This is a genomic window from Clavibacter zhangzhiyongii (assembly GCF_014775655.1).
GTDB lineage: Bacteria > Actinomycetota > Actinomycetes > Actinomycetales > Microbacteriaceae > Clavibacter > Clavibacter zhangzhiyongii.
On record NZ_CP061274.1, the window covers coordinates 2154224 to 2180399 of the forward strand.

General features: G+C 73.5%; 26 protein-coding genes. 7 read left to right on the top strand and 19 right to left on the bottom strand.

The window, feature by feature from the left end:
* Positions 1-11: 11 nt before the first annotated feature.
* Together dapA and thyX are read right to left on the bottom strand one after the other, a co-directional pair.
* The gene (gene dapA / locus H9X71_RS10220; RefSeq protein WP_191146990.1) at positions 12-995 is read right to left on the bottom strand and encodes a 4-hydroxy-tetrahydrodipicolinate synthase; all 984 of its coding nucleotides are present in this window, start codon (positions 993-995) and stop codon (positions 12-14) included.
* Between the two features lie 33 nt (positions 996-1028).
* Complete coding sequence (gene thyX / locus H9X71_RS10225; RefSeq protein ID WP_213003974.1) at positions 1029-1778, bottom strand: FAD-dependent thymidylate synthase; 750 nt, start codon at positions 1776-1778, stop codon at positions 1029-1031.
* Positions 1779-1918: 140 nt separating this feature from the next.
* On the opposite strand from thyX, the gene H9X71_RS10230 reads away from it, so the two are divergent.
* The gene (locus tag H9X71_RS10230; protein WP_191146992.1) at positions 1919-2839 is read left to right on the top strand and encodes a TIGR01777 family oxidoreductase; all 921 of its coding nucleotides are present in this window, start codon (positions 1919-1921) and stop codon (positions 2837-2839) included.
* Positions 2840-2867: 28 nt separating this feature from the next.
* On the opposite strand, the gene H9X71_RS10235 is transcribed toward H9X71_RS10230, so the two are convergent.
* The 7 genes from H9X71_RS10235 to H9X71_RS10265 form a co-directional block, all read right to left on the bottom strand.
* Positions 2868-3317, bottom strand: a complete 450-nt coding sequence (locus H9X71_RS10235) for a hypothetical protein (protein ID WP_191146993.1) — start codon at positions 3315-3317, stop codon at positions 2868-2870.
* Positions 3317-4150: a 4-hydroxy-tetrahydrodipicolinate reductase gene (gene dapB, locus H9X71_RS10240; RefSeq protein ID WP_191146994.1), complete on the bottom strand. Its 834-nt coding sequence runs from the start codon at positions 4148-4150 to the stop codon at positions 3317-3319. Before dapB ends, H9X71_RS10235 begins: the two co-directional genes overlap by 1 nt.
* Before the next feature lie 58 nt (positions 4151-4208).
* Positions 4209-4811: a histidine phosphatase family protein gene (locus H9X71_RS10245; RefSeq protein ID WP_191146995.1), complete on the bottom strand. Its 603-nt coding sequence runs from the start codon at positions 4809-4811 to the stop codon at positions 4209-4211.
* Positions 4812-4819: 8 nt separating this feature from the next.
* Positions 4820-6175 (bottom strand): M16 family metallopeptidase, encoded by a 1356-nt coding sequence (locus H9X71_RS10250; protein ID WP_191146996.1) that lies wholly within the window; start codon positions 6173-6175, stop codon positions 4820-4822.
* A 61-nt stretch (positions 6176-6236) separates the two neighbouring features.
* On the bottom strand, positions 6237-6629 hold the full coding sequence (locus H9X71_RS14940; protein ID WP_244961562.1) for a hypothetical protein: 393 nt from the start codon (positions 6627-6629) through the stop codon (positions 6237-6239).
* A 497-nt stretch (positions 6630-7126) separates the two neighbouring features.
* Positions 7127-7636, bottom strand: coding sequence for a hypothetical protein (locus tag H9X71_RS10260; RefSeq protein ID WP_244961564.1), 510 nt, complete (start codon positions 7634-7636; stop codon positions 7127-7129).
* Positions 7637-7845: 209 nt separating this feature from the next.
* Positions 7846-8988 carry an aldo/keto reductase gene (locus H9X71_RS10265; RefSeq protein WP_191146999.1) on the bottom strand — a complete coding sequence of 381 codons (1143 nt, stop codon included), beginning with the start codon at positions 8986-8988 and terminating at the stop codon, positions 7846-7848.
* A gap of 397 nt (positions 8989-9385) precedes the next feature.
* Here H9X71_RS10265 and H9X71_RS10270 point away from each other — a divergent pair, with 397 nt between their 5' ends.
* Positions 9386-9916, top strand: a complete 531-nt coding sequence (locus H9X71_RS10270; RefSeq protein WP_191147000.1) for a YbhB/YbcL family Raf kinase inhibitor-like protein — start codon at positions 9386-9388, stop codon at positions 9914-9916.
* A gap of 22 nt (positions 9917-9938) precedes the next feature.
* The gene (locus H9X71_RS10275) at positions 9939-10298 is read left to right on the top strand and encodes a hypothetical protein (RefSeq protein WP_191147001.1); all 360 of its coding nucleotides are present in this window, start codon (positions 9939-9941) and stop codon (positions 10296-10298) included.
* A gap of 117 nt (positions 10299-10415) precedes the next feature.
* Here the strand turns inward: H9X71_RS10275 and H9X71_RS10280 are convergent, their stop codons facing one another.
* Together H9X71_RS10280 and rpsO are read right to left on the bottom strand one after the other, a co-directional pair.
* On the bottom strand, positions 10416-12689 hold the full coding sequence (locus H9X71_RS10280; protein ID WP_191147002.1) for a polyribonucleotide nucleotidyltransferase: 2274 nt from the start codon (positions 12687-12689) through the stop codon (positions 10416-10418).
* A 475-nt stretch (positions 12690-13164) separates the two neighbouring features.
* Positions 13165-13434 carry a 30S ribosomal protein S15 gene (rpsO, locus tag H9X71_RS10285; protein ID WP_012038735.1) on the bottom strand — a complete coding sequence of 90 codons (270 nt, stop codon included), beginning with the start codon at positions 13432-13434 and terminating at the stop codon, positions 13165-13167.
* Positions 13435-13641: 207 nt separating this feature from the next.
* Between rpsO and H9X71_RS10290 the strand changes: the two genes are divergently transcribed.
* Both H9X71_RS10290 and H9X71_RS10295 read left to right on the top strand, forming a co-directional pair.
* Complete coding sequence (locus tag H9X71_RS10290; RefSeq protein WP_191147003.1) at positions 13642-14994, top strand: MFS transporter; 1353 nt, start codon at positions 13642-13644, stop codon at positions 14992-14994.
* A gap of 32 nt (positions 14995-15026) precedes the next feature.
* Complete coding sequence (locus H9X71_RS10295; protein WP_244961565.1) at positions 15027-15752, top strand: HNH endonuclease family protein; 726 nt, start codon at positions 15027-15029, stop codon at positions 15750-15752.
* 255 nt (positions 15753-16007) lie between these two features.
* On the opposite strand, the gene H9X71_RS10300 is transcribed toward H9X71_RS10295, so the two are convergent.
* The 3 genes from H9X71_RS10300 to H9X71_RS10310 form a co-directional block, all read right to left on the bottom strand.
* On the bottom strand, positions 16008-17573 hold the full coding sequence (locus H9X71_RS10300) for a DASS family sodium-coupled anion symporter (RefSeq protein WP_191147005.1): 1566 nt from the start codon (positions 17571-17573) through the stop codon (positions 16008-16010).
* Positions 17574-17662: 89 nt separating this feature from the next.
* Positions 17663-19936, bottom strand: a complete 2274-nt coding sequence (locus H9X71_RS10305) for a HelD family protein (protein WP_191147006.1) — start codon at positions 19934-19936, stop codon at positions 17663-17665.
* Between the two features lie 115 nt (positions 19937-20051).
* Complete coding sequence (locus tag H9X71_RS10310) at positions 20052-20540, bottom strand: VanZ family protein (protein WP_191147007.1); 489 nt, start codon at positions 20538-20540, stop codon at positions 20052-20054.
* Between the two features lie 241 nt (positions 20541-20781).
* Between H9X71_RS10310 and H9X71_RS10315 the strand changes: the two genes are divergently transcribed.
* Positions 20782-22041 carry a cobalamin-independent methionine synthase II family protein gene (locus H9X71_RS10315; RefSeq protein WP_191147008.1) on the top strand — a complete coding sequence of 420 codons (1260 nt, stop codon included), beginning with the start codon at positions 20782-20784 and terminating at the stop codon, positions 22039-22041.
* Positions 22042-22102: 61 nt separating this feature from the next.
* Here H9X71_RS10315 and H9X71_RS10320 read toward each other — a convergent pair whose 3' ends face one another.
* A complete protein-coding gene (locus tag H9X71_RS10320) occupies positions 22103-22630 on the bottom strand; it encodes an adenine phosphoribosyltransferase (RefSeq protein ID WP_191147009.1) in 528 nt (175 codons plus the stop codon).
* Between the two features lie 98 nt (positions 22631-22728).
* Here H9X71_RS10320 and H9X71_RS10325 point away from each other — a divergent pair, with 98 nt between their 5' ends.
* On the top strand, positions 22729-23460 hold the full coding sequence (locus H9X71_RS10325) for a M50 family metallopeptidase (RefSeq protein WP_191147010.1): 732 nt from the start codon (positions 22729-22731) through the stop codon (positions 23458-23460).
* A 67-nt stretch (positions 23461-23527) separates the two neighbouring features.
* On the opposite strand, the gene H9X71_RS10330 is transcribed toward H9X71_RS10325, so the two are convergent.
* The 4 genes from H9X71_RS10330 to H9X71_RS10345 are packed head-to-tail and all read right to left on the bottom strand — an operon-like array spanning position 23528 to position 26125.
* Positions 23528-24361, bottom strand: a complete 834-nt coding sequence (locus H9X71_RS10330; RefSeq protein ID WP_191147011.1) for an aldo/keto reductase — start codon at positions 24359-24361, stop codon at positions 23528-23530.
* A 22-nt stretch (positions 24362-24383) separates the two neighbouring features.
* A complete protein-coding gene (locus tag H9X71_RS10335; protein WP_191147012.1) occupies positions 24384-24986 on the bottom strand; it encodes a signal peptidase II in 603 nt (200 codons plus the stop codon).
* 9 nt (positions 24987-24995) lie between these two features.
* Entirely contained in the window at positions 24996-25511 is a 516-nt protein-coding gene (locus H9X71_RS10340; protein ID WP_191147013.1) for a hypothetical protein, read from the bottom strand.
* Between the two features lie 47 nt (positions 25512-25558).
* A complete protein-coding gene (locus tag H9X71_RS10345) occupies positions 25559-26125 on the bottom strand; it encodes a type 1 glutamine amidotransferase domain-containing protein (RefSeq protein WP_191147014.1) in 567 nt (188 codons plus the stop codon).
* Positions 26126-26176 lie beyond the last annotated feature (51 nt).

Genomic DNA, 26176 nt, shown 5'->3' on the forward strand with positions numbered 1-26176 from the left:
GTGGGTGCGCGTCAGCGCGTGGTGCCCGCGACCTGGGGCAGTGCTCCGCCGGCGGCGGCGTTGCGGTCGGGGCGGAAGTTGCGGAAGTCGACGCCGGGGACGTCGCGGACGAGGTCGATCTCGTCCTCGATCTGCGCGGCCTCCCACTCCTCCGGCCCCACGAGGGGCAGGCGGACGCGGGGGCTGCCGATGCGGCCGAGGCCGTGGAGGATGTACTTCGCCGCGACCGTGCCGGGCACGTGGGTCATGACCGCGCGGACGAGCGGCTCGAGCTGCTGGTGCGCGTGCGTGGCGGCGCCGAGGTCGCCCGCGTTCACGGCGTCGACCATGGTGCGGTAGGGCGTGGCCGTGATGTTGGCCGTGACCCCGATGAGCCCGGTGCCGCCGATCGCGAGGGTCGGCAGAGCGTTCGCGTCGTCGCCCGCGAAGTACATGAGCCCGGTCTGGTTGAGCACCCGGCTCGCCTGCGCGAGGTCGCCCTTGGCGTCCTTCACCGCGAGGATGTTCGGGTGCTTGGCGGCGCGCAGGATCGTCTCGTACTGGATGGGGATGCCCGTGCGGCCGGGGATGTCGTAGAGGATGACCGGCAGGTCCGTGGCGTCCGCGATCATCCGGAAGTGCGTGAGCACGCCGGCCTGCGTGGGCTTGTTGTAGTACGGCGTGACGATCATGTTGCCGTCGGCGCCGGCCTTCTCGCTCTGCCGCGCCAGCTGCATGGCGTGCGCGGTCTCGTTCGACCCGCCGCCCGTGATGATCTTCGCGCGGCCCCCGCTCACCGAGCGGCCGACCTCGACGAGCTTGATCTTCTCCGGGTCGGTGAGGGTGCTGGTCTCGCCCGTGGTGCCCGTGACGACGATGCCGTCGGCGCCCGCGACGATGACGTCGTCGATGTGCTTCTCGACGCCCGCCCAGTCCACCTCGCCGTCGGCCGTGAAGGGGGTGACGAGCGCCACCAGTACCTGGCCGAAGGGGTTCACTGTGGACACGGCTCCCATCGTATCGGTCGTCGGTCGTCGGATCCGGGCGCCCTACGGCGCGACGCGGCCGTTCGCCTGGAACGCGGCGTGCGTGAGCGGCATGAGGCGCGCGAACTCGACCTCCATGCGCTCCGCGCACATCTCGATCTCGCGCTGCGGGAAGCTCGGGAAGGTCGAGTCCTCGTGCTTGGTGCGCAGCGACAGGAAGTTCATGAGCGCACGCGCGTTGAGCGTCACGTACATCGACGAGTAGATGTTGAGCGGCAGCACGATGCGCGCGACCTCGCGGGCCACGCCCTGCGCGAGCATGCGCTGGTAGGAGGCGTACGCCTCCGCGGAGGTGCGACGGGTCTCGTCCTGCACGAGCGCGGTCTGCTCGGGGCTCCCCGCGAGGAACTCGTACGCGCCGGGCTTGCCGACCTGCACCAGGTTCCGCTCCGGGCCGGGCACGTAGAAGACGGCGTCGAGCTCCTTGTAGCGGCCCGACTCCTCGTTGTAGGAGGCCATGCGGTGGCGCATGAACTCGCGGAACACGAAGATCGGCGCCTGCACGTAGAAGGTCATCGAGTTGTGCTCGAAGGGCGACCCGTGGCGGTCGCGCATGAGGTAGTTGATGAGGCCGCGGTCGCGCTTGGCGCGCTTCTCCTCCGCCTCCGTGTCGACGTCGCCCTCGAGGACGCGGTCCTGGCCGTCGGGCTCGTCGAGCGCGCGCTCCAGGGTCTTCTCGCCGGCGGTGGAGACGCGGGCGGCGAAGATCACGTCGGAGTCGTGGGCGCTCGAGCGGACCAGCTCCACGGTCATGTCGGATCGGAAGGAGATGTTCTCGTGAGGCACGACGTCACTGTACGCGACGGCCGCGGGGCCCCGTCCGCCGGAGACCGCGCCCGGGTCGCGCCGAGGGCCGGGCCATAGGCTGAGGCGCACCGACGAAGGGCTCGACCATGTCCGACAGCACCGCATCCCCCGCCCCGCTCACCGTCCTCATCTCGGGCGCCGGGGGCACCATCGGCACCGAGCTGCAGGCGCAGCTGCGCGCGGCCGGTCACCGGGTCGAGAAGCTGGTGCGGCACGCGCCGTCGTCGCCCGACGAGCACGAGTGGTCGCCCGCGGAGGGCCGGCTGGATCCCGCGGTGCTCGACGGCGTGGACGCGGTCGTCAACCTCTCGGGCGCGTCCATCAGCCGCCTGCCCTGGACGAAGCCGTACCAGGAGGAGATCCGCACGTCGCGCGTCACCGCCACGCGGACCGTCGTGGGCGCCATGGCGACGGCCGCGCATCCGCCGCGGGTGCTGCTGAACGGATCCGCGGTCGGGTTCTACGGCGACCGGCCCGCCGAGCGCCTCACCGAGGACTCGCCGCGCGGCACGGGCTTCCTCGCCGACGTCGTGGAGGCGTGGGAGGCCGAGGCCCTCCAGGCGCCTGCGGACGTGCGGGTCGCGACGCTCCGCACGGGACTCGTGCTGGCGCAGGCCGGGGCGCTCGCTCCCCTGCGGCTGCTGACCGGCCTCGGGCTCGCCGGCAAGCTCGGCACCGGCGGGCAGGTGTGGCCCTGGATCTCGCTCCGCGACGAGGCCGCCGCGATCGTCCACCTGCTGACGTCGTCCGTCTCGGGCCCCGTGAACCTCACCGGACCCGAGCCCGTCATGGCCGACCGGCTGATGCGCCACCTCGCGAAGCGCATGCACCGCCCGTACCTCGTGCCCGCGCCCGAGTCCCTCATCCGCCTGGCGCTGCAGGAGGCCGGGCAGGAGCTGCTGCTCTCGAGCCAGCCCGCGCGTCCGGAGAAGCTCCTCGCCGACGGGTTCGCCTTCCGCGACCCCACGGTGGAGCTCGCGATCGACCGGCTGCTCGCGCGGAGCTGACGCGCCCGCGGAGCCGGGCCGTCGGGGATCAGGCGACGGGCTCGGCGCCCTGCAGCGCGATGGCCCGGCGGATGGCGCCGCGCGCACGGCGGCGGTCGCCGCTCGCGTCGTACGCGAGCCCGAGGCGGAACCACGCGCGCCAGCTGGCCGGATCCTGCTCCACCTCCGCCTGGTAGACGGGGAAGGACGCGTCCGCGGCCTCGCGGACGGGCCGCCCGCTCGCGCGGGTCGGCAGGTCGTCGACGGGCAGGCCGCCCTCCTCGTCGAGGAGGCGGGCGAGGCGCGCGCTCCGCACGCCGAAGGACAGCTCGCGGACGAGGGCCCAGACGCCGATCAGGGGCAGGATCACGAGGCCGAGCCCGAACACGACGCCGACGGGCTCGCCCGAGAGCACGAGGATCACGGCGCGCTGGCCGAGGACGACGAGGTAGAGCACCATGAGCACGGCCATCAGGCCGACGCCGATGCGCGTCGCCATCAGGCGCTCGTGACGGTGGCGGCCTGGCCGCTCGGGCCGCCGTCGTCGACGGGGCCGGCCGTCGCGTCGGACGCGGCGGCCTGGGTCTCCCGCTCGCGCGACCCGTCGAGGTCGATGAGGCGGTCGAGGCCCACGACCACGCCGCGTGCATCGCGGGTGGCGCGCAGGGCGAGCAGGATCCCGGCCTCGTAGGCGCTCGGCGCCAGCGTGTCGTGGCTGATGGTGAGGACCTCGCCGTTGCCGCCGAAGACGACGTCCTGCTTGGCGACGACGCCCTGCATCCGGAGGCTGTGCACGGGGATGCTCGCGACCTGCTGGCCGCGTGCGCGCTGGTCGACGTGCGGCGCCTGCACCGGGCCGCGGGATCCGCGTGCCTGCGCCATCAGCTCGGCCGTGCGGACGGCGGTGCCCGACGGCGAGTCGATCTTCGTCGCGCCGTGGGCCTCGACGATCTCGATGGAGTCGTAGAACCGGGCGGCCATCTGCGCGAACGACGTCGCGAGGACGCTGCCGACGGAGAAGTTCGGGATGATGACGACTCCCACGGCGAGGTTGCCGGTGATCCGCCGCTCGAGCCCCTGGATCCGCTCGCTCGTCCAGCCGCTCGTGCCCACGAGCACGTTCACGCCGTGCGCGACCGCGTACTCGACGACGCCCTGGCTGACCGCGGGCAGCGTCACGTCGACCGCGATGTCGGCGCCGAGCATGTCCGACAGCTCGTCCTTCGAGTCGAGGCTCGCGACGAGCTCGAACTCGGTGCTCGCCTCGACGATCTGCGTGATGAGCTGGCCCATGCGTCCCGTTGCGCCGACGACGGCGACCGTGGTTGTCATCCGCCCAGCGTACCGGCGCGCCCGGCCGCGACGCTGGGCGGCCGTGGCACCGCGACGGCTAGTAGGGCTGCTGCTCCGGCAGGCCGGTGCGCAGCTCGACCGGCAGGTGGCCGAGGTCGTTGTGCACCACGAGCACCGGCGGCTTCGCCGAGCGCACGCGGATGATGGTGAGGCCGCAGTTGGCCTGGTTGATCCCCATCCACCGCCACTCCGGCGCGTCGAACACGTGCCGCACGAACCACGCGATGACGAAGTTGTGGGTGATGAGGAGGTCGTGCCGGTCGCCGCGGGCGGGCGCCAGGAACTCGCTCACCGCGTCGGCCATCTGCGCGCTGCCGGCGTCGATCTCCTCCTCGGTGATGCCGCCGAAGAACGACTCGAACGCGTGCGGCATGTCCGGCACCGGGCCCGAGGGGATGCAGTCGAACAGCAGCGACGACGGCTCCGGCTCGACGGCCGGCATGCGCTGCGCCATGATCGCGGCCGTCTCCTCCGCGCGCGCGAGCGGCGAGTGGCGGACGGACGTAAAGGGCACGCCGCTCAGCCGGTCGGCGATGCAGTGCGCCTGCCGCTTGCCGCGGCCGGAGAGCGGGCCGTCGGGCAGCCCGTGCTCGGCGTCCTGCTGCTCGCCGTGGCGGACGAGGTAGATGTAGTGCGACACGGTTCCTCCTAGAGGAGCGAGGGGGTCTCGAGCAGCGGGGCGAACGCGTCAGCGCCGACGGTGCCCACAGCGGCGATCGAGAGGGGACGGGAGACGAGGTCGGCCGCGAGGGCGCGCACGTCCTCGGGGGTGACGCGGGACAGGCGGGTGAGCGTCTCGTCGAGGTCGACGTACTCCCCCGTCGTGATCTCGGACCGGCCGAGCCGCGACATGCGCGTGTCCGAGTCCTCGAGCGCGAGCGCGGACTGGCCGGAGAGCTGGCCGAACGCGCGCGACAGCTCCTCCGCGGTCACGTGCTCGTCGGCGAGCTTCCGGAACTCCTCGACCATGAGGCGGGAGACCTGCGCGGTCTTCGCGGCCGTGCATCCGGCGTAGAGGCCGAAGACGCCCGCGTCCGAGTAGGAGGCGCCGAAGGAGTAGACGGAGTAGGCGAGGCCGCGCTTCTCGCGCACCTCCTGGAACAGGCGCGACGACATGCCGCCGCCGAGCACCGAGTTGAGCACCGCGAGGGCGGGCCGGCGGTGGTCGGACGCGGCGAGGCCGGGGACGCCGAGCAGGATGTTCGTCTGCTCGATGGGGCGGTCGACCAGGATGAGGTCGCGGCCGCGCGTGATGATCGGGGCGTCGCCCGTGCGGCGCGCGACGGGGCTGGCCGGTATGGAGAGGTCCCAGCCGGCGCGCTCGAGACCCGAGGTGACGCGTGCGACGAGGGCGTCGTGGTCGACCGCGCCGGCGGCCGTGATCACGAGGTCCTGCGGGCGGTAGTTGCGGCGGTAGTGCGCGACGACGGCGTCGCGCTCCGCGGCCTCGATGTCGGTCGGGCTGCCGCCGATGGGGCGCCCGAGCGGGTGATCCCCCAGCACGGCCTCGAAGAAGCGCTCGCTCGCGACGTCGCCCGGGTCGTCGTCCGCCATGGCGAGCTCCTCGAGGATGACCCCGCGCTCGGTCTCGAACTCCTCGGCGTCGATGAGGCTCGAGGTGACCATGTCGGCCAGCACGTCGACGGCCATGCCGAGGTCGCGGTCCTGCACCTTGGCGTAGTAGCAGGTGTACTCCTTGGCCGTGACGGCGTTGTGCTCGCCGCCGACCGCGTCGAACGACACCGCGATGTCGAGGGCCGAGCGCGACGGCGTGCCCTTGAAGAGGAGGTGCTCGAGGAAGTGCGTGGAGCCGAGGTCGCCCGGCTGCTCGTCGCGCGATCCGACGGCCACCCACATGCCGATCGTCGCGCTCCTGCTGCCGGGCACGTCCTCGCTGAGGATGCGCACGCCGGACGGGAGGACCGATCGCCGGACGCGGGCGCCGCCCGCGGACTGCACGGTGAGCTCGGGGAGGTCGAGGGGGAGTTCTACGGCGCGGGACATCAGCGTCACCCTACGCCACGGGACTGACGCGTCCGCGGGTCGACGGGCGCCTCGGCCCGGGTCAGCATCCGGGTCCGGCGTCCCTCGTGCCGCACGCCCCGCCGACCAGCACCGTGGACCCCTGCAGCACGTGGATCGTCACCGGGCCGACCTGCACCGGCAGCGTCCCCGGGATCTGCTGCCACGCGCCCCCGTCGAACCGGTAGCTGGGCGAGTACGCGATCGTGAGGGTGACGTTCCGGTCGCCCATGGTCGGGTAGACGTGGCTCGTGTCCGTCGCCGTGAACTCCGGCTGGTGCAGCTCCCGCCAGGACGCCCCCGGCCCCTGGACCGTCGTCGACGTGCCATCCCCGTGATCCCACGCGAACTCGACCGGCACGAACCGGACCTGCGCCGGGCGGCCGAGCAGGACGCCGTCGGCCACCTGCGTCGTGGCGTCCGTGAGGAGATTCACGGGAGCGCCCACCAGCGCCCACCCGTTGGGCTGCGATCGGATCGATGCAGACCGCGGCACGAACTGCGCCACGTCCTCCAACGATACCCCGGGATCGGCCGGCGCCACGGGGACCGGATCCGCAGGCTTCACGGGAGTCTTCGCCGGCGGGAGGAACGCGTGCTGCCCGTCGAGGCACGCGCCCACCCCCGGAGTGCACGGCGCATCCACGTCCGCAGCGAGACGGACCTGCCGTGGCTCGGGGTGAAGGATCATGGGCGCGGAAGCGTCGTTGGGCATCGGAGGCGGACTTGAAGTCGGGGCGGCGTGTGAGCCCGCAGCTGGATCGGCATCAAGCGCCTGAGCTTGCACGGCGACCGCTCCTTCGCCGATGTGCCCAGACGTGCATGCACTGGAATCGCCGTGGGTCACCAAGCAGCCGCCGCTGGCTGCCTGTGCTGTGGAGACCGGAAGGGCGAGGACGACCAGGACGAGGACGACCGCGGGCGACGCCGCACTCATCCGCATGCGTGCACGTCCTCGTTGCGCACGATGTCGCTGATGCGCCACAGCGCATCCTGGGCTTTGACCGCCTTCACTTGGAGCGACAGCCGCGGATCCCGCTGGGGCGTGATATCGGCGCCGCCCGAGTCGGAGATGCGGGTACCGCTGACATCGAGGCACATCTGGGCCGTCATGTATCGCAAGCCCGCTGGATCAAGCCCTCGCTCTGTGACCTGAAAGCCGGATACGACGTCCTTTCCACTCTTCCGGATTCCCGTTCGACGTGCGTCTGCCAAGCCCGACTTCTCGCCGTCCAGCACTGTCCCTGTCAGCAACTCGGCAAGATCCCTCTCCGTGTCGCTGTTCGCATCCAAGTCCACGTACCGCGTCACCACGTCGTGGAACGACTCGTCGTCCTGCTGCTCCTGGGTCAGCGTCGGCGAGGGCGCCGGTGCGGGAGCTGGCTCCGAGGACGGGGGCGCCGTGCATCCCGCCAGCAGCGAGGAAACGAGGACGACGAGCACGCAACGCGCCGCGACCCGTCCTCGTCGCAGCGGCAGTTCACGCGGTCGCTCGTGCAAGGTCGTCTCCCCCGGGCCGTACGGAACCCACGCGGACGGCGGCGCATCAGCGCCGGGATCGCGGGTGCAGGAAAGCTAGCCGGGGAGGCGGGAGCCGGATCACGTCCCTCCACATCGCGGGCGGGACGATCCGCGCGCCGACCTGGGGAGGACTACTCGGACGCGCGGTCGAGCCGGGCGACGTCGTGACGCGAGAGCTGGACGTGCGCCGCCTGCACCAGGTCGTGCACCTGGTCCGGTCGGCTCGCGCTCGCGACGGGCGCGACGACGCCGGGCTTCGCGAGGAGCCACGCCAGCGCGATCGTGCCGACGCTCACCGAGTGGTGATCGGCGATGTCGTCGAGGGCGGTGAGCACGCGGAGGCCGCGCCTGTTGAGGTACTTGGCGGCCCGCTGCCCCCGGGCGCCTTCGCGGACCGAGTCGCGCGTGCGGTACTTGCCCGTGAGGAACCCGTTCGCCAGCGCGAAGTAGGGCAGCACCGCGAGCTGCTGGCCGCGCACGACGTCGAGGTAGGCCGACTCGTAGGGCGCGCGGTTCACGAGGTTGTAGTGGGTCTGCAGGGCGACGAAGCGGGGCGCGTCGTAGAGGCCGCCCATGATCCGCGCGTGCAGCAGCCGCTCGGCGGCGTAGTTCGACGCCGCCAGGTACCGGACCTTGCCCGACGCGATGAGGCGCCCGGCCGCGGCGAGGCTCTCCTCGAGCGGCACGTCGAGGTCGTCCCAGTGGAAGTAGAGGAGGTCGACGTGGTCGGTGCCGAGGCGGGACAGGCTCGCGTCGACGGCGCGCTCGATGCGGGATCCGCCGAGTCCCGGGAAGTCCTCGCTCTTGCCGATCTTGGTCGCGACGACCATGGAGTCGCGGTTGCGGCGCTCCCGCATCCACGTGCCGATCATGTGCTCGCTGCGGCCGCTGGCGTAGGAGTCCGCGGTGTCGATGAAGTTGCCGCCCGCCTCCTGGTACCGGTCGAGGATCGCGGAGGTGTCCTCGGCGCCGGCGGTCCAGCCGAAGACGTTGCCGCCGAGGGCGAGGGGGAATACCTGCAGGTCGGTGTCCGCGATGGCGCGACGGCGCGCCGGATGCGGGATGCTGCCGCCGCTGCGGAGGCCGGGGGCGATCCCCGCGGCCGCCTCGAGGACGAGCGAGCCGGCCGCCTGGACGGTGCCCTCCAGGAGCGTGGCGGGCTCGACCGCGGGCTCCGGGCGGCGCGTGCGGTGACCGCCGAGGGATCCCCCGCGCCGGCGCCGCGGCTGCGCGCCGGGCGCGGCATCCGAGGTGGTGGGAGGGGACGACGTCACGTGGATCAGCGTACCCGCCAGCACGCGAAAGGTTTGGGTACCAAGGATTGTGCGGCGTGGTCGTTCGTCCGCAGGACAGCCGGACGGACGGACGCAGCACGCGCGCATGGCGGGAGGGCGAGGCCTCGACCTCCGGCACCGTTCCCCGCCGGAAGGGGTGCCGTGGATCCCCCGACCCCGGCACCCCTCGGCGGTCTGCATCCCCCGATGCGTCCCCCGGAGGCGGGCGATCCGTCGGACCTGCCCGCAACGACCACGCTAGCGAGACGGACCCGCTCCGACCCAGCCCCTCTTCGGGGGCCGGTCCCGCGGCAGCCGCTCGTGGAGAGGACGCTCCCGGCCGGCGTCGGGGGCATCGTGCGAGGCTGGGGCGACAGCACCACCGAGAGGAATCCCCGTGCCCAACGATCCGCTGCACCGCCTGCCCGACGCCGCCCCCTTCCACCTCACGAGCCCCGACTTCGCCGACGGGGCGCCGCTGCCCCTCTCGGCGCGCGGCGCGGGGCAGGGCGGCGCCGACCGCTCCCCCGCCCTCGCCTGGACGGGTGCGCCGGCATCCACGCGCAGCTACGTGCTCACCGCGTACGACCCCGACGCCCCCACCGGCAGCGGCTACTGGCACTGGGCCGTGCGGGACATCCCGGCCTCCACGACCTCGCTGCCCGAGGGCGCGGGCGATCCCGCGGCCGGGCTCCTGCCGGAGGGCGCCGTGACCATGCACAACGAGTCTCGCGAGCAGCGCTTCGCCGGGGCGACGCCGCCCGCGGGCCACGGCACCCACCGCTACTTCTTCACCGTGACCGCGCTCGACGTCGAGTCGGTCGAGGTGCCGGAGGGCGCGACGCCCGCGGTCCTCGGCTTCCTGATGCTGCCCCACGTCGTCGGGCGCGCCCAGCTCGTCGGCACCGCCATCACCGTCGCGGACTGAGCGACCGGGCGAGGAGGACGACGTGGTCGGGCCGGGCGACGACCGCCGGAGGGCGGGATCGGGCGACGACGCCCCGGCCCGCCGTGCGCGCATCGCGCTGATCCTCGCCCTGGCGGCGGCGGCCCTCGCGGTCGCCGCCGTCGTGATCGTCGCCGTCGCGCTCTCGCGGCAGGGCGGGGACGTCGCGCCGGCGCCGACCACGAGCGCGCCGAGCGCCCCGCCCGCCGGGACCACCGCGCCGGCGCCGGCGCCGTCGACCGCGCCGGTGCCGGATCCGGCGCCCGCGCCCAGCCCCACCGACAACACGACCCCGTCGCCGTCCCTGTCCGCGCCGCCGCCGCAGGACGTGCCGTACCCCGGGGACCCGGACGACGGCAGGTAGCCCGGCCACGACGGGCCGGACGCGGCACGAGGCGCGCACCATGCGCGCCCGCAGACGACGGATGCCCGCCCCACCGAGGTGGGACGGGCATCCGGTTCGTGCGGGGTGCGTGAGGGACTAGCCCTCCGCGGGGCCCTCGGGGCCGTCGCTCGCGGCGGCGGAGCCCTCCTGATCGGCGGCCTCCTCCATCACGGGAGCGAGGGACAGCTTGCCGCGGTCGTCGATCTTAGTGATCTCCACCAGGATCTTCTGGCCGACGCCGAGCACGTCCTCGACGTTCTCGACGCGCTTGCCGCCGGCGAGCTTGCGGACCTCGCTGATGTGCAGCAGGCCGTCCTTGCCGGGGAGCAGCGAGACGAACGCGCCGAACGTCGCGATCTTGACGACGGTGCCGAGGAAGGACTCACCGACCTCGGGGTTCGTCGGGTTCGCGATGGCGTTGACCTGCGCACGCGCGGCCTCCGCCGACGGGCCGTCGACGGCGCCGATGTAGACGGTGCCGTCCTCCTCGATGGAGATGTCGGCGCCAGTCTCGTCCTGGATGGCGTTGATCGTCTTGCCCTTCGGGCCGATCAGCTCGCCGATCTTGTCGACGGGGATGTTCACCGAGATCACGCGGGGCGCGGTCGGGGCCATCTCGTCGGGGGCGTCGATGGCCTGGTTCAGCACGCCGAGGATGGCCGTGCGGGCCTCCTTCGCCTGCTTGAGCGCACCGTCGAGGACCGACGTGGGGATGCCGTCGAGCTTCGTGTCCAGCTGGATGGCCGTGACGAATTCCGACGTGCCGGCGACCTTGAAGTCCATGTCGCCGAGCGCGTCCTCCGCACCGAGGATGTCGGTGAGGGCCGCGTAGCGGACCTGGCCGTCGACGGTGTCGGAGACGAGGCCCATGGCGATGCCGGCGACGGGCGCGCGCAGCGGCACACCCGCGTTCAGCAGCGACAGGGTCGAGGCGCAGACGGAGCCCATCGACGTGGAGCCGTTGGACCCGAGGGCCTCGGACACCTGGCGGATCGCGTAGGGGAAGTCCTCGCGGCTCGGCAGGACGGGGACGAGGGCGCGCTCGGCGAGGAAGCCGTGCCCGATCTCGCGGCGCTTCGGCGACCCGACGCGACCGGTCTCACCGGTGGAGTAGGGCGGGAAGTTGTAGTGGTGCAGGTAGCGCTTCTTCGTGATGGGCGACAGCGAGTCGATCTGCTGCTCCATCTTGAGCATGTTCAGCGTGGTGACGCCCAGGATCTGGGTCTCGCCGCGCTGGAAGATGGCCGAGCCGTGGACGCGCGGGATGACCTGCACCTCGGCGTCGAGCGGGCGGATGTCGGCGAGGCCGCGCCCGTCCATGCGGATGCCGTCGCGGAGGATCCGGCCGCGGACGACGGTCTTCGTGACGGACTTGTACGCCGCGGAGAACTCGGTGAGCGCCGACTGCGGCAGCTCGCCGGCCTCGACCTTCGCGGCCACGGCCTCCTTGGTGCGGGTCTTGAGCGCGTCGTCGGCGTCCTGGCGCTCGATCTTGTCGGCGACCTGGTACACGGTGCCGAGCTCGTCGAGGGCGAGGGCGGAGACGGCGTCGTAGGTCTCCTGCGCGTACGGCAGGAAGACGGGGTAGTCGACCGTGGGCTTCGCGGCCTGCTGCGCGAGCGAGGCCTGCGCGGCGACGAGCTGCTGGATGAACGGCTTCGCGGCCTCGAGGCCCTGCGCGACGATGGCCTCGTCGGGCTTCGTGGCGCCGGCCTGGATGAGGTCCCAGGCACCCTCGGTGGCCTCGGCCTCGACCATCATGATCGCGACGTCCTCGTTGCCCTCGGAGTCGGTGACGACGCGGCCGGCGACGGTGATGTCGAAGACGGCCTCCTTGAGCTGCGAGTGCTTCGGGAAGACGACCCACTGGTCGCCGATGAGCGCGAGGCGCACACCCGCGATGGGGCCGGAGAACGGGATGCCCGAGAGCATGCTCGAGGCGCTCGCCGCGTTGATGGCGAGGCTGTCGTAGAACTCGTCCGGCGCGATGCTGAGGACGGTGATGACGACCTGGACCTCGTTGCGGAGGCCCGTGATGAACGACGGGCGCAGCGGCCGGTCGATGAGGCGGCAGACGAGGATCGCCTCGGTGGAGGGGCGGCCCTCGCGGCGGAAGAACGAGCCGGGGATCTTGCCCGCGGCGTAGCTGCGCTCCTCGACGTCGATGGTCAGGGGGAAGAAGTCGAAGTTGTCCTTCGGGTGCTTGCCCACCGAGGTGGCGGACAGCAGCATCGTGTCCTCGTCGAGGTACGCGGCGACCGCGCCCTGCGCCTGCTGCGCGAGGCGGCCGGCCTCGAACCGGACCGTGCGCGTTCCGTACTTGCCGTTGTCGAGGACTGCCTCGGCGAACTTGATCTCTGGACCTTCCATTGAGGTCTCTCTCCTTCGTGTTGCGCCTCTCGGCGACGCCCGTCGGGCGCTCGTCCTGCATCCCGTGTGGATGCGGACCTCCTGCGACAGAGGAGGAGCGGGCGAGGCGACACGTCGGATCCCGCCTGATGCGGATCCCGGGTGCACGTGCGCGGCTGGTTCCGCGCGCCGACCGGTGGCCGACGGCGGCGGGCGCATGTCTGGCCATCAGTGGGAATGCTCCGAGCGACTCGGAATACCACCACCAACGACCAGCTCCTGCCGGCCAGCTCCATCTGTCGTGATCGCATCGTGACGCTGGGCGCCCGCTGGATCACTGCCGCCATGGTAGCACCCGGCCCCTCGCGGGCCCCGGAGGACGGGCCGCCCCGGGTGTCGGGCGGGCGAGCTCCTCCTTAACGCGAGACGAGCCGCCACCCCGGAGGGTGACGGCTCGCGCGTTCGTCGTGATGCGATCAGCGACGGGTGGTGCGTGTCAGCGGCGGATGCCCAGGCGCGCGATCAGGGCGCGGTAGCGCTCGATGTCGACGTTGGACAGGTAGCCGAGGAGACGACGACGCTGGCCGACCAGGAGGAGCAGGCCACGACGCGTGTGGTGGTCGTGCTTGTGCTCCTTGAGGTGCTCGGTGAGGCCCGTGATCCGCTTGGTGAGGAGCGCGATCTGCACCTCGGGGGATCCGGTGTCACCGGGGTGGGTCGCGTACTCGTCGATGATCGCCTTCTTGACGTCTGCTTCCAGAGCCATGTGATGATCCCCTCTCGTGTTCGTTGCGCGGCGCCCGTCACAGGATGTGCGAGCTCTCTTGATCCGCGGCCGTTCAGACGGCAACCGCACGAGCATACCAGAGGGGAAGGGCGGTCCCGGCGGGCGGCAGGGCGCCTCGCGCGGGGGCGGCGTCGGTGATCTCGACTAGCGTGGAAATCCACTCTAGAGAGACGACGCAGCGAACACGTGAGCACCCCGCCCGAGACCTCCCCCATCCCCATCCCCGACGAACGGCAGGTCCGCGGCAGCCACTTCGTGGACCTGTCACCGCTGCGGGAGAGCCCGGCGTTCGCCCGGCTCTGGGCGGGCAACGCGATCGCGGGCATCGGCAGCCAGATGACGATCGTGGCGATCGGGCTGCACGTGTACGAGCTGACGGGATCCACCGGAGCCGTCGCGCTCGTGGGCGTGCTGTCACTCGTGCCGATGATCCTCGCGGGGCTCTACGGCGGGATGCTCGCGGACGCGTTCGACCGGCGGAAGGTCGCGCTCATCGCGTCGTGCGCGGCGTGGGGATCCACCATCGCGCTGGCGCTGCTCGCCTGGACGCACGCGGAGACGGTGTGGTCGCTCTACGCGCTGAGCATCCTCAACGCGGTCGCGGCGACCGTGATCGGGACCAGCCGGCAGGCGATCCTCCCCCGCATCCTCCCGCCGCACCTCCTGCCCGCGGCCAGCGCGCTCGGCGGGATCAGCCTCGGGGTCATGGTCACGGTGGGGCCGGCGCTCGCGGGCGTGCTCGTGGCGACCGTCGGGTTCCAGTGGACCTACACGGTCGACGCCGTGCTCTTCCTCGCGGCGTTCACCGGCGTGCTCGCGCTGCCGCGGATCGCGCCCGAGGGCGAGGTGCAGCGGCCGGGGCTCGCGTCGATCAGGTACGGGCTCGGGTTCCTCCGGACGGCGCCGAACATCCGGATGTCCTTCATCGTCGACATCATCGCCATGACGCTCGGGCAGCCCCGCGTGCTCTTCCCCGCGGTGGGCGCCGTGGTGCTCGGCGGCGGACCGGTGACGGTCGGGATCCTCACGGCGGCCGGCGCCGTCGGCAGCCTCGTGAGCAGCGTGCTGAGCGGATCGGTGGGCCGGGTCACGCGGCACGGGCGGGCGATCCGGCTCGCCATCGTCGCGTACGGCCTCTCGACGGCCGGCTTCGGGCTCGTGCTGCTCCTCGCCTCGGAGCCGGGCGTGCTGCACGGGATCGGCTCCCGCATCGAGGACGCGAGCGTGCCCGGCATCGTCGCCGCCTCGGTGCTGCTCGCCTGCACGGGCGCAGCCGACAACATCTCCTCGATCTTCCGGAACACCATGCTGCAGACCGCCGTGCCCGACAACATGCGCGGGCGGCTGCAGGGCATCTTCATCGTGGTCGTGACGGGCGGGCCGCGGCTCGGCGACGCGTACATCGGCATCGTCACGGCGTTCGCGGCGCTGTGGGTGCCGTCGCTCGTGGGCGGGCTGCTCATCGCGGTGGTGGTGTGGATCCTCATCCGCGCGCTGCCGTCCTTCGAGCACTACGACGCGCGGAACCCCACCCCGTGACGCGGCGGCGACGGAGGCGGACGCCCGCGCTCGTGACCCTCGCGGCGCTGGTGCTCGTGATCGTGGCGGCGCTCGTGCAGTGGCGCGGGGATCCCGGCTCCGTGGGCGGCGGCGGCCCCGCGCCCGGATCGGGGCCGGGCGCCGAGCCGGGGGCCGACGGATCCGCGCGCCTCGCCCTCGACTCGCTCGAGGTGCGCGCCGAGGAGCGCGTGCCCGGCTACGACCGGGAGTCCTTCGCGTGGCGCGAGGACGTGGACCGCAACGGCTGCGACACGCGCAACGACGTGCTGCGGCGCGACCTGGCCGACGTGGGGATCCGCGGCGGCACGGACGGCTGCGTCGTGCAGTCGGGCGTGCTGGAGGACCCGTACTCGGGCGCGCGCGTGCGCTTCGACCGGTCGCGGGATCCCGAGGCGGTGCAGATCGACCACGTGGTCTCGCTGTCGGACGCGTGGTCGTCGGGCGCCTGGCGCTGGGACGCGGACTACCGGGCGGCGTTCGCGAACGACCCGCTGGAGCTGGTGGCCGCGTCCGCCGCGGAGAACTCGGCGAAGTCGGACGCGACGGCCGACGCGTGGTTGCCCGCGGAGCCCGCCGACGCGTGCGCGCTCGTCGCCCGGCAGGTGTCGATCAAGGTGCGCACCGAGCTCAGCGTGACGCGGGACGAGCGCGACGCCATGGCGCGTGTGCTCGACGACTGCGGGGACCTCCAGCTGCTGTCGTCCGACGAGGTGCCCTGGCCGGCGCCCGCGCGCTGAGGCGCGAGGCGCGGCCGCTGCTCCGGCGCCCAGGAGGCCGTCATGTCGGCGGCCCATCCGATCGCCCGGGCGCTCCGAAGAGATCGCAATGCTCCGGACCACCAGAGACGCGATGCACCACGGGTCCGGATGTCATGGGGAGAGCGGTCGCACGGACGGCGCACGGAGAGGGGTCTCGGCGCCGGGACCACGACCGCCGGGCCGGCCCGTCATCGGGTCGGCCCATCTCCCTGCTCTCGGGCGGGCGCGCGCGGCTCAGGCCAGGAGGCCCAGGACGCCCATCCACGCCGTGCCGACGACGCCCCAGATGACGATGAGGATCACGGCCATCACGAAGCCGACGCGGAACCACTCCCTCGTCGTGACGTAGCCGGATCCGAAGACCACGCCGGACGGCCCCGACGCGTAGTGCGAGATGCCGCCGAACAGGTTGCCGACGAAGCCGAGCACGAGCGCGGCGAACAGCGGCGGCGTGCCGGTCGCGACCGCGGCGCCGAGGAAGACCGCGTACATCGCGACGATGTGGGCCGTGTTCGACGCGAACAGGTAGTGCGAGGAGAAGTACACGAGCGCGAGCACCGCGAAGGCCCACGGCCAGGGCAGGCCGCCGACGGATCCCGAGACGGCGCCGCCCACGAGGTCGATGACGCCGAGCGCGTCGAGCTGGTCGGCCATCCCGACGAGCACCGCGAAGAAGATGAGCGTCGACCACGCCGATGCGTTCGCCGCGAGGTGCGACCACTTGAGGACGCCCGTCACGAGCAGCACGGCGATGCCCCCGAAGGCCGCGGCGGTCGCGGGGATGCCGAGCAGGGATCCGCCGCACCAGAGCACGAGCAGCAGCACGAACGTGGCCGCCATGATGCGCTCGTGGCCGGACAGCGGCCCCAGGCCGCGCAGCTCCTCGCGCGCGTGGGCCGGCGCCTCCGGCGTGCGGGTGAGCGTGGGCGGGTAGACGCGCGACATCGCCCACGGCACCACCACCAGGCTGAGGAGCCCGGGCACCAGCGCCGCGAGCGCCCAGCCACCCCAGGTGATCTCGATGCCGAGGTCGGCGGCCGCCTTCTGCGCGACCGGGTTGCCGGCCATGGCGGTGACGAACATGGCCGACGTGACCGTGTTGACCTGCACGCTCGTGAGCGCGAGGTACGAGCCGAGGCGGCGGCGCGACGCGTCGGACTCCGGGGTCGACCCCTGCACCCGGCTGAGCGACGCGACGATCGGGTAGACGACCCCGCCGGCCCGCGCGGTGTTCGACGGCGTCGCGGGCGCGAGCACGAGGTCGGTGAGCGCCATGCCGTACGCGAGGCCGAGGCTGGATCCGCCGAGCCGCGCCACGAACGCCAGCGCGATGCGGCGGCCGAGCCCCGTGACGAGGAAGCCGTCCGCGATGAAGAACGACGCGACGATGAGCCAGATGGTGGGGTTCGCGAAGCCGACGAGCGCCTCGCCGTCGGTGGTCATGGTGCCCGTGAGCATCGCGACCGCGAGGCCCGTGAGCGCGACCGGCGCGGTGGGCAGCGGCTGCAGGATGAGCGCGAGGACCGTGCCGACGAAGATCCCGGCCATGTGCATGCCGCGGGGGTCGACGCCGGCGGGCGGCGGGACGAGCGCGATGCCGACCGCGACGGCGACGATGACGACCACCTGGACCAGACGCGCGCGACGCACGCGGCGGGCGGCGTCCGCGGGGTCGCCGGCGACCGTCGCGACGCCGTCGGGGGCGGGGTCGGCCCCGAGCCGGTCAGCTCCGCCGGGCGCCGGATCCGTCCCGGTGCCGGGGGCGGACGAGGGGCCGGGGGCTGCGGGAGGAGGGGTCATGACCGGCCCATCCTCCGCGCGCGCGGGCCCGGGTGCCACTTGTCTTCATAGTGTTCACGAGGTGGCCGCGGCGGGGGCGGCCGGCCGAATCAGGCCGAGAAGCCCGTGGAGGTGACGACGTGCAGGCGCTGCGTCGGACGGGTCATCGCGACGTAGAGGCCGGCGGCGCCGCGCGACGTGCTCGCGAGGATCTCGTCGGGCTCCGCGATGACGACGACGTCGAACTCGAGGCCCTTGGCCTCCTGCGAGCCGAGCACCGCGATGGGCCGGCCGAGGCCGCCCACGCCGATGCCGACCGCGGATCCGAACCGCTCCGCCAGCGCGCGGTGCAGCTCCGCGACGCGGTCGTCGCGCGCGATGACCGCGAGCGTGCCCGCGTCGCCGCCCTCGCGCTCCTCGTCGACCACGTCGACCACGGCGGACACGACCTCGTCGGCCGCGACCTCGACCGTGTCGATGGGGTGCTCGCCCTCGCGGACGGCCCGCGAACGGGTGACCGGGAGGCCGTGCGCGATGGCCATGCGCTCGGCGGCCTCGGCGATCCGCGCGGGCGTGCGGTAGTTGACGGTGAGCTCCTCGAGGCGCCACTCGCGGCCGAGCACCGGGCCGAGGGCGTCCTGCCAGCTGGTGACGCCGACCGCGGAGCTCGCCTGCGCGACGTCGCCCACGATGGTGAACGAGCGCAGCGGGCAGCGGCGGAGGAGCACGCGCCACTGCATGGGGCTGAGCTCCTGCGCCTCGTCGACCACGATGTGGCCGTAGGTCCAGGTGCGGTCCGAGGCGGCGCGCTCGGCCGTCGTGCGGCGCGCGGCCTGCTCGGCGAAGCCCTCCGCGAGGCGCTCGGCCGTGACCATGCCGCCGACGCCCATGTTCTCGATGGCCTGCTCGGCGTTCTCGATGTCGCGGAGGCGCTGCTGCTCGCGCTCGCGGGCGCTCGCGTCGGCCTGCGCGCTGAACTCGCCGAGGAGCTCCGCGGCCTCGTCGAGCAGCGGCACGTCGGCGACGGTGAACGGCGCGTCGCGGTCGCGGCGGAGGAGCGCGCGCTTCTCCGGGCTCCAGCGCGGGGTGAGCGAGGCGAGCCAGTTCGGGCGCGCGTAGAGGTCCTGGACCAGCTTCTCGGGCGTGAGCGGGAGCCAGGCGGTGTTGAGCGCGACCTTCACGTCGTAGGAGGTGCGGAGGTCCTCGCGGAGCATGGCGAGGTCGCTGTCGTCGAGGGCGCTGCCGTTGCGGCGCATCTGCGACGCGAGGACCTGCGCGAGGGATCCGAGCGCCGCCTTGTTGAAGACCACCCGGGCCTCGTTGTGCGGCTTCCTGCTGTCCTGCGCGCGCCGGAGCGCGCCGGCGACGAGCGACGGCTCGAGCACGATGCGCTCGCCGTTCACGTCGAGGGTGACGGCCTCGGTGGGGACGACCTGGCGCGAGCGGACGGCGCGCTGCAGGAGGCCGGCCATCTCGGATCCGCCCTTGACGGCGGCGACCTCGGGCTCGTCCTCCCCGGCGGCGTCGATGCCCGGGAAGAGCTGGCCGACGCTCGCGAGCACGACGCCCGTCTCGCCGAGGGACGGCAGCACGGCCTCGATGTACTGGAGGAACGAGCGGCTGGGCCCGACCACGAGCACGCCCGAGGACGCCAGGCGGTCGCGGTGCGAGTAGAGGAGGTACGCGGCGCGGTGGAGGGCGACGGCGGTCTTGCCCGTGCCCGGGCCGCCCTGCACGACGAGCACGCCGCGGAGGTCGGAGCGGATGATGCGGTCCTGCTCCGCCTGGATGGTGGCGACGATGTCGTTCATCCGGCCGGTGCGGCCCGCGGCGAGCGCGGCGAGCAGCGCGCCCTCGCCCTGGAGGCTGGTGCGGCCCTCGTCGAGGAGCGTGGGATCGAAGACCTCGTCCTCGACGTGCACGACCTCGCGGCCGCGCGTCGTGAGGTGGCGCCGGGCGCGGGCGCCGAGCGGGGTGGCGGCGGTGGCCTGGTAGAAGGCGCTCGCCTGCGGCACGCGCCAGTCGAGGAGGAGCGGCTGGAGGTCGTCGTCGCGGAGGCCGATGCGGCCGATGTAGCGGTAGACCGGATCCCCGTCGCCCGCCGTCCGCGCCGAGGCGTCCCGCGGCTCGTCCTCGGGGAGGTGCCCCGCCTCGAACTCGAGGCGGCCGAACACCAGGCGCTCGTCGACCTCGCGGAGCGCCTGCAGGCGGTCCTCGTAGATGCGGGCGAACGCGTCGCGCTCGGAGCGGTTCTGGTGCGTGCCGCCCGTGGGGCTGTCGCGCACCGCGACCAGCTGATCGCGGGTCTCGGCCCGCACCGCGTCGAGTCGTCCGTAGAGGCGCGTGACGTACGCGCGCTCGCGCTCCAGCTCCGTACCGGCCACCTGCACACCCCTTGGAATCCGGCGTCAATCCTATCGAGCCGGGGAGGCCGTCCCGGACCGCGGGCGGGCCGGCGGACGGGCGCGGGGACGGGCGCGCGGCCCCCGCCTCACGGGCTCAGCGGGAGGTGCCGACGAGGCGCCGCGGCTCGGTCGCGGCGGGCTCCCGGCGCTGGCGGAGCGCGCGGCGGCGGGCGTTCTCGGACCTGGCCGTGAGGATCAGCACGACCACCACGCCGACGAGCGCGCCGAGCCCGTTGTGCAGCAGGTCGCGCACGTCGGAGACGCGCGTCGGCAGGAACGCCTGCGCGAGCTCGATGAGGGCGGACAGCCCGACGCCGAGCGCGATCGCGAGCCACCAGCGGGAGCGGCCGAGCAGCAGCACGAGGAACATGCCGACGGGCACGAACATGGCCACGTTCGCGGCGCCCTCGACGAGGGAGTAGGTGATCCACGCGGTGCCGTCGTGCCGGTGCAGCGCGCCCAGGGCGCGGAAGAGGAAGCCGTCGATGCGGCGGTCGTAGGGCTCCGGCGACAGGGTGATCCACGCGACCAGCCCGAGGTACAGGGCCGTCGCGGTTCCGAGGAGGGGGTGGCGGAGGAGCATCCGTCCATCATCCGGGCATTCCCCTGGGTGCCGGATCCGCCGGAGGTGCCGTTCCCGTGACGCCCTGTTGCGGTCCGCCCCTCCTCGGGGATGACGCCGTGGCACCCTGTGCGTGCAGCGCATCCGCGAAGCCTCGCGTCCCGTCCGCCCCCGCGGCCGGGACACGCCTGCGATCCTCACCCGCTCGCCGCGGGCGGTCGCGTCCGGCCGCCCGACGGCACGAGAGACCCGCGGAGGTCCCATGCTCGACAGCACCGATCGCATCCAGACGTCCCACGCCGGCAGCCTGCCGCGCACGGACGCGCTCATCGCCGCCAACGCGGCCCGCGCCGACGCCCGGAAGGCGGCGCTCTCGGGCGGCGCCGCCGGATCCGCCGAGGCCGGCCGCGTCGACGACGACGGCCTCGACGCCGTCCTCGCCGACGCGGTGGACGGCCTGGTCGCCCGCCAGCGGGCCGCCGGCATCACCGTCCCGGGCGACGGCGAGTACGGCAAGGCCATGTCGAGCGCGATCGACTACGGCGCCTGGTGGTCGTACTCGTTCCAGCGCCTGAGCGGCCTCGAGCTCGTGCCCGGCGGCCCGTTCTCCTCAGAGCCCGTGCGCAGCGCGCCCGGGGACGTGCGGCTGACCACCTTCCCCGACCGCCGCGACTGGACGATCTTCGCCGACGCCTACCGGGATCCGTCGAGCGGCATCACGGTCGGCGACGCCCCCATCGAGTTCCCGAGCGCGACCGGGCCCGTCGCCTACACCGGGCACGCCGCGATCCAGGCGGACATCGCGCACCTGAAGGCCGGGCTGGAGGCGAACGGCTACGAGGAGGGCTTCCTCACCTCCCTCTCCCCCGGCAGCGCCTCGCGCATCGGCAACCTGCACTACGCGACCGAGGAGGAGTTCATCTGGGCGTGCGCCGACGCGATGCGCGAGGAGTACGTCGCGATCATCGACGCGGGGCTCGTGCTGCAGATCGACGACCCGTCCATCGCGGAGAACTGGGACCAGATCAACCCGGAGCCGAGCGTGGAGGACTACCTGGCGTTCACGCGCATCCGCGTCGAGGCGCTCAACCACGCTCTGCGGGGGCTGCCGCAGGAGCGGATCCGCTTCCACCTGTGCTGGGGCTCGTGGCACGGACCGCACACGACCGACATCGAGTTCCGGCACCTTGTGCGCACGATGCTCGAGATCGACGCGGGCGCGTACTCGTTCGAGGGCGCGAACGCGCGGCACGAGCACGAGTGGCGCGTGTGGGAGGACGTGGAGCTGCCCGACGGGAAGCTCATCGTGCCGGGCGTGGTCGGGCACGCGACCAACGTCGTCGAGCACCCCGAGCTCGTGGCCGACCGGATCGCGCGCTACGCGCGGCTCGTGGGGCGGGAGCGCGTGATCGCGTCGACGGACTGCGGGCTCGGCGGGCGGATCCACCCGCAGATCGCGTGGGCGAAGCTGGAGAGCCTGGCGCAGGGCGCGGAGATCGCGACCCGGCGGCTCCGGGGCTGAGCGGATCCGGACGACGGAGGGCCGGGCGCGTCGCGCGTCCGGCCCTCCGTCGCGGCGCGGGTCAGAGCGAGAGGATGGCGTGCACGTCGCGGCCCGCGAGGCGCTCCCGGCCGCCGAGGCCCTCGAGCTCGAGCACCACGCCGATGCCCGCGACCTCGTAGCCGGCGCGCTCCAGCAGGCGGGCGGCCGCCTCGAGGGTGCCGCCGGTCGCGAGGACGTCGTCGAGGAGGAGCACGCGGGATCCGGGCGCGAGCTGCCCCGGGTGCAGCTCGATGGCCGCCTCGCCGTACTCCAGGTCGTAGGCCTCGCGGAGCACCTCGCCCGGGAGCTTGCCGGCCTTGCGCACCGCGAGGGTGCCGACGCCGGACGCGTACGCGGCGGCCGCGGCGAGCAGGAAGCCGCGCGCCTCGACGCCCGCGACCGCGTCGACGGATCCGCCGACGCCCACGAGGTCGTCGACCACGGCGCGGAGGGCGGCGCCGTCGGCGAGCACGGGCGTGAGGTCGCGGAACAGGATCCCGGGCTGCGGGAAGTCGGGGACGGTGAGCAGGAGGGACGCGACGAGGTCGGCGACGGGGGTGTCAGGCACCCGACAACGGTAGTCGGTGCCCGGGCGGCGGTCCGTCAGGCGGATGTGGTGGGCTGGGCGCTCGCCCGCCCGACCCCGCACGCCGCCCCGAGGAGCCCATGGACCCCGTCGAGATCCTGCGCGGCATCGTCGCGCGCGCGACCGCCGTCGAGGCGCCGCTCGAGGCGGGACCCGCGCTCGTCGCCGTCGCGCTGGCCGCGGTGCTCGTCCTCGTCCCGGCGGCCTGGCGGATCACCCGGCACGCCGTGACGATCGTGCACGAGGCCGGCCACGGGCTCGCGGCGACGCTGAGCGGGCGTCGGCTCGCGGGGATCCGGCTGCACTCCGACACGTCGGGCCTCACCGTGAGCGTCGGCCGGCCGCGCGGGCCGGGCATGGTCGTGACGCTGCTCGCGGGCTACCCGGCGCCCGCGCTCGCCGGGCTCGCCGCCGCCTGGCTCGCGGGGCAGGGGCGCTCGGCCGCGGTCCTCTGGCTCTGGCTCGTGCTGCTGGCGCTCGTGGTGATCCAGGTGCGCAACTGGTTCGGGCTGTGGTCGTGCCTCGTCGCGGGCGTCGTGATCGGCGTGGTCGCGGGCGTGGCGCCCCTCGTCGTGCAGGGCGTCGCCGCCCACGCGCTCGCGCTGTTCCTCCTGCTCGGCGCGCTCCGGGCGACGCTCGAGCTGCAGCGCTCGCCGTCCCGCCGCGGCGGCGGCGCGTCCGACGCCGACCAGCTCGGGCGGCTGACGCACCTGCCCGCGGTCCTCTGGGTCGGCGTGCTCGTCCTCGTCGCGGCCGCGTGCCTCGTGGGCGGGGCGCTGCTGCTCGGGATCCCGACGCTCCTCGGCGCCTAGCCGCCGCGCACGCGACGCGGCCGCCGCGCCCCGGGTGGGACGCGACGGCCGCGAGCGGGCGGGTGGCCTACATCTCCTCGTGCGTGTCCGGGTCGCCGTCCCAGAGGCGCGACTGCGGGCCGGAGCCGATGGCGCGCACCTCCTCCTCGGAGAGCTCGAAGCCGAAGACGTCGAGGTTCCGCCGCTGGCGCTCGGGATCCGTCGACCGCGGGATGGGCAGCGCGCCCGACTGGACGTGCCAGCGCAGCACGGCCTGCGCGGGCGTCACGCCATGTGCCTCGGCGGCCCCCACCACGTGCGGGTCCTGCATCAGCTGCTCGCGCGTGCCGAACGGCGACCAGCTCTCGGTGACGATCCCCCGGCGCGCGTGCTCGGCGCGGAGGTCGGCCTGCGTGAACGACGGGTGCAGCTCGACCTGGTTGACGACGGGCAGCACGCCCGTCTCGTCCTCGAGGCGCTGCAGGTGCGCTGGCGTGAAGTTCGAGACGCCGATGGAGCGGACGAGGCCGCGCTCCTTCAGCTCGATGAACGCGCGCCAGCTGTCGACGTACTTCCCCACGCTCGGGTTGGGCCAGTGGATGAGGTAGAGGTCCACGAAGTCGACGCCGAGCGACGCGCGCGACTCCTCGAAGGACGCGAGCGTCTCGTCGTAGCCGTGGTGGCGGCCGGGCAGCTTGGTGGTGAGGAAGAGCTCCTCGCGCGGGACGCCGGAGCGGCGCATGCCCTCGCCCACCGCGGCCTCGTTGCCGTAGTTGAGGGCCGTGTCGAGCAGGCGGTAGCCGGCGCCGATCGCGCCGGACACGAGCTCGGCGCCCGCGTCGTCGTCCAGCCCGTACGTGCCGAGGCCGATGGCGGGGATGCGGTTCCCGTCGGACAGTTCCAGTGTGGGGATCGTGGTCATCCCCTCACGCTACGCCGGGGCGTCAGGCGCGGTCGGTCGGCGCGGATCCGGCGTCGGCGGGGTCCGCGACGGCCGCGTCCGCCTCGTCGTCGTCCGGGTCGGCGGTCGCGTGGTCGCGCCCGAACACGGTGGTGAGGGCCCACGCGATCATGCCGCACACGGTGAGGATGTCGGCCACGTTGAAGACCGCGAACCACTCGACGGCGATGAAGTCGACCACGTGCCCCGACAGCGGCCCGTCCTCCGCGCGCGTGATCCGGTCGAAGAGGTTGCCGAGCGCGCCCGCGAGCACGGCGGAGAGCAGCAGCACCTGGAGGAGCGACGCGCGGTGGCGGATCTGCCAGCCGACCCAGACGGCGAGGCCCAGCGCGAGCGCGATGATCCCGATGGTGAGCACCGGGCCCACCTCGGCGCCCATGCCGAAGGAGACGCCCGGGTTGTAGACGAGCGCGAACCGCACGGTGGGGAAGAGGTCGATCGGCTGGCCCCCGCCGAGGGCGTCCACGGCCCAGCGCTTGCTGAGCTGGTCGAGCACGAAGCCGACGACGACCACGACGACCGCGAGCGCCACGACGACGGGGCGGGAGGTGCGGGGACGGCGTGCGGCGGGGGGTGCGGTGGTCACGCGACGAGCCTAGGCGGTGGCCGCGGTCGGATCCTCCGGGTCGGCGGCGAGGGGCGCGGCGGCGGCGCGGTCGCGGATCCGGGTGGCGGCCTCCCGCGGGAACGTGCTGCGGACCAGGTGGCGCGTGCCGTCGGCCGACTCGATCGCGACGGCGGGACCGGCGTCGAGCAGGATCGCCGCTCCCCCGCCCGGCAGGGACCGCACGCCGATGCCGCCGACGGTCCGCGGGCGGAGGTGGTCGACGACCGTGCAGTCGGCGATGGCGGAGTACGGCACGCGGACGCGCCTCAGCGGCACGAGCGCCACCTCGACGTCGTCCGGGTCGAGGGTGATGCGGATCCGCAGCGAGCCGACGACCGCGCCCGCCACCACGAGCAGCGCCGCGACGACCACGCCGATCACGCCGCCCCCGGTGACGACCAGCACGACGAGGCCCGCCACCGCGATCGCGAGCCCGCCGAGGCGGATCGCGCGCGGGGCGGGCGTGGTCTGGCGGAAGCGCGCGTCGGGTGAGGGCGTGGTCACGCCCTCACCCTAGGTGCGCCGCCGTCCGCGCGGTCGGGCCGGACGGGTCAGGCGTGCTGCTCGTCGTGCTCGCCCTCGGCGATCTCCTCGATCAGCTTCGCGTTGAACGCGGGCAGGTCGCCGGGGTTGCGGCTCGTGACGAAGCCGCTGTCGACCACGACCTCCTCGTCGACCCAGTCGGCGCCGGCGTTGCGGAGGTCCGTCTGCAGGGTCGGGTACGAGGTCATGCGGCGGCCGTCGACCACGCCGGCCTCGATGAGGATCCACGGCGCGTGGCAGATGGACGCGACGGGCTTGCCCGCCGTGAAGAAGGCCTTGGCGAAGGCGACCGAGTCGGCGTCGACGCGGAGGTCGTCCGCGTTCACGACGCCGCCGGGCAGCACGAGGGCGTCGTAGTCGGCCGCGTCCGCGTCCTTCACCTGCACGTCCACGTCGAACGTGTCCGCCTTGTCGATGTGGTCCAGGCCCTGCACCGTGTCCGACTTCGGGGACACGAGGACGGGCTTCCCGCCCGCCTCCTGCACGGCCTTCCACGGCTCCGTCAGCTCGACCTGCTCGAAGCCGTCCGTCAGCAGGAAGGCCACCGTGCGGCCCTGGATGCTCTCTCCGGTCATGTGCGTTCCTCCTCGTGAGAGTGGTGCCGCCCGGTCGGACGGCCCCTTCGA

Coding starts and splice junctions, on each gene's coding strand:
- H9X71_RS10325 (WP_191147010.1), top strand. CDS start 22,729: ATGGACCCCGTCGAGATCCTGCGCGGCATCGTCGCGCGCGCGACCGCC.
- H9X71_RS10250 (WP_191146996.1), bottom strand. CDS start 6,175: ATGTCCCGCGCCGTAGAACTCCCCCTCGACCTCCCCGAGCTCACCGTG.
- H9X71_RS10315 (WP_191147008.1), top strand. CDS start 20,782: ATGCTCGACAGCACCGATCGCATCCAGACGTCCCACGCCGGCAGCCTG.
- thyX (WP_213003974.1), bottom strand. CDS start 1,778: ATGACCGTGGAGCTGGTCCGCTCGAGCGCCCACGACTCCGACGTGATC.
- H9X71_RS10310 (WP_191147007.1), bottom strand. CDS start 20,540: ATGCTCCTCCGCCACCCCCTCCTCGGAACCGCGACGGCCCTGTACCTC.
- dapB (WP_191146994.1), bottom strand. CDS start 4,150: ATGACAACCACGGTCGCCGTCGTCGGCGCAACGGGACGCATGGGCCAG.
- rpsO (WP_012038735.1), bottom strand. CDS start 13,434: ATGGCTCTGGAAGCAGACGTCAAGAAGGCGATCATCGACGAGTACGCG.
- H9X71_RS10280 (WP_191147002.1), bottom strand. CDS start 12,689: ATGGAAGGTCCAGAGATCAAGTTCGCCGAGGCAGTCCTCGACAACGGC.
- H9X71_RS10345 (WP_191147014.1), bottom strand. CDS start 26,125: ATGACCGGAGAGAGCATCCAGGGCCGCACGGTGGCCTTCCTGCTGACG.
- H9X71_RS10230 (WP_191146992.1), top strand. CDS start 1,919: ATGTCCGACAGCACCGCATCCCCCGCCCCGCTCACCGTCCTCATCTCG.
- H9X71_RS10300 (WP_191147005.1), bottom strand. CDS start 17,573: ATGACCCCTCCTCCCGCAGCCCCCGGCCCCTCGTCCGCCCCCGGCACC.
- H9X71_RS10235 (WP_191146993.1), bottom strand. CDS start 3,317: ATGGCGACGCGCATCGGCGTCGGCCTGATGGCCGTGCTCATGGTGCTC.
- H9X71_RS10330 (WP_191147011.1), bottom strand. CDS start 24,361: ATGACCACGATCCCCACACTGGAACTGTCCGACGGGAACCGCATCCCC.
- dapA (WP_191146990.1), bottom strand. CDS start 995: ATGGGAGCCGTGTCCACAGTGAACCCCTTCGGCCAGGTACTGGTGGCG.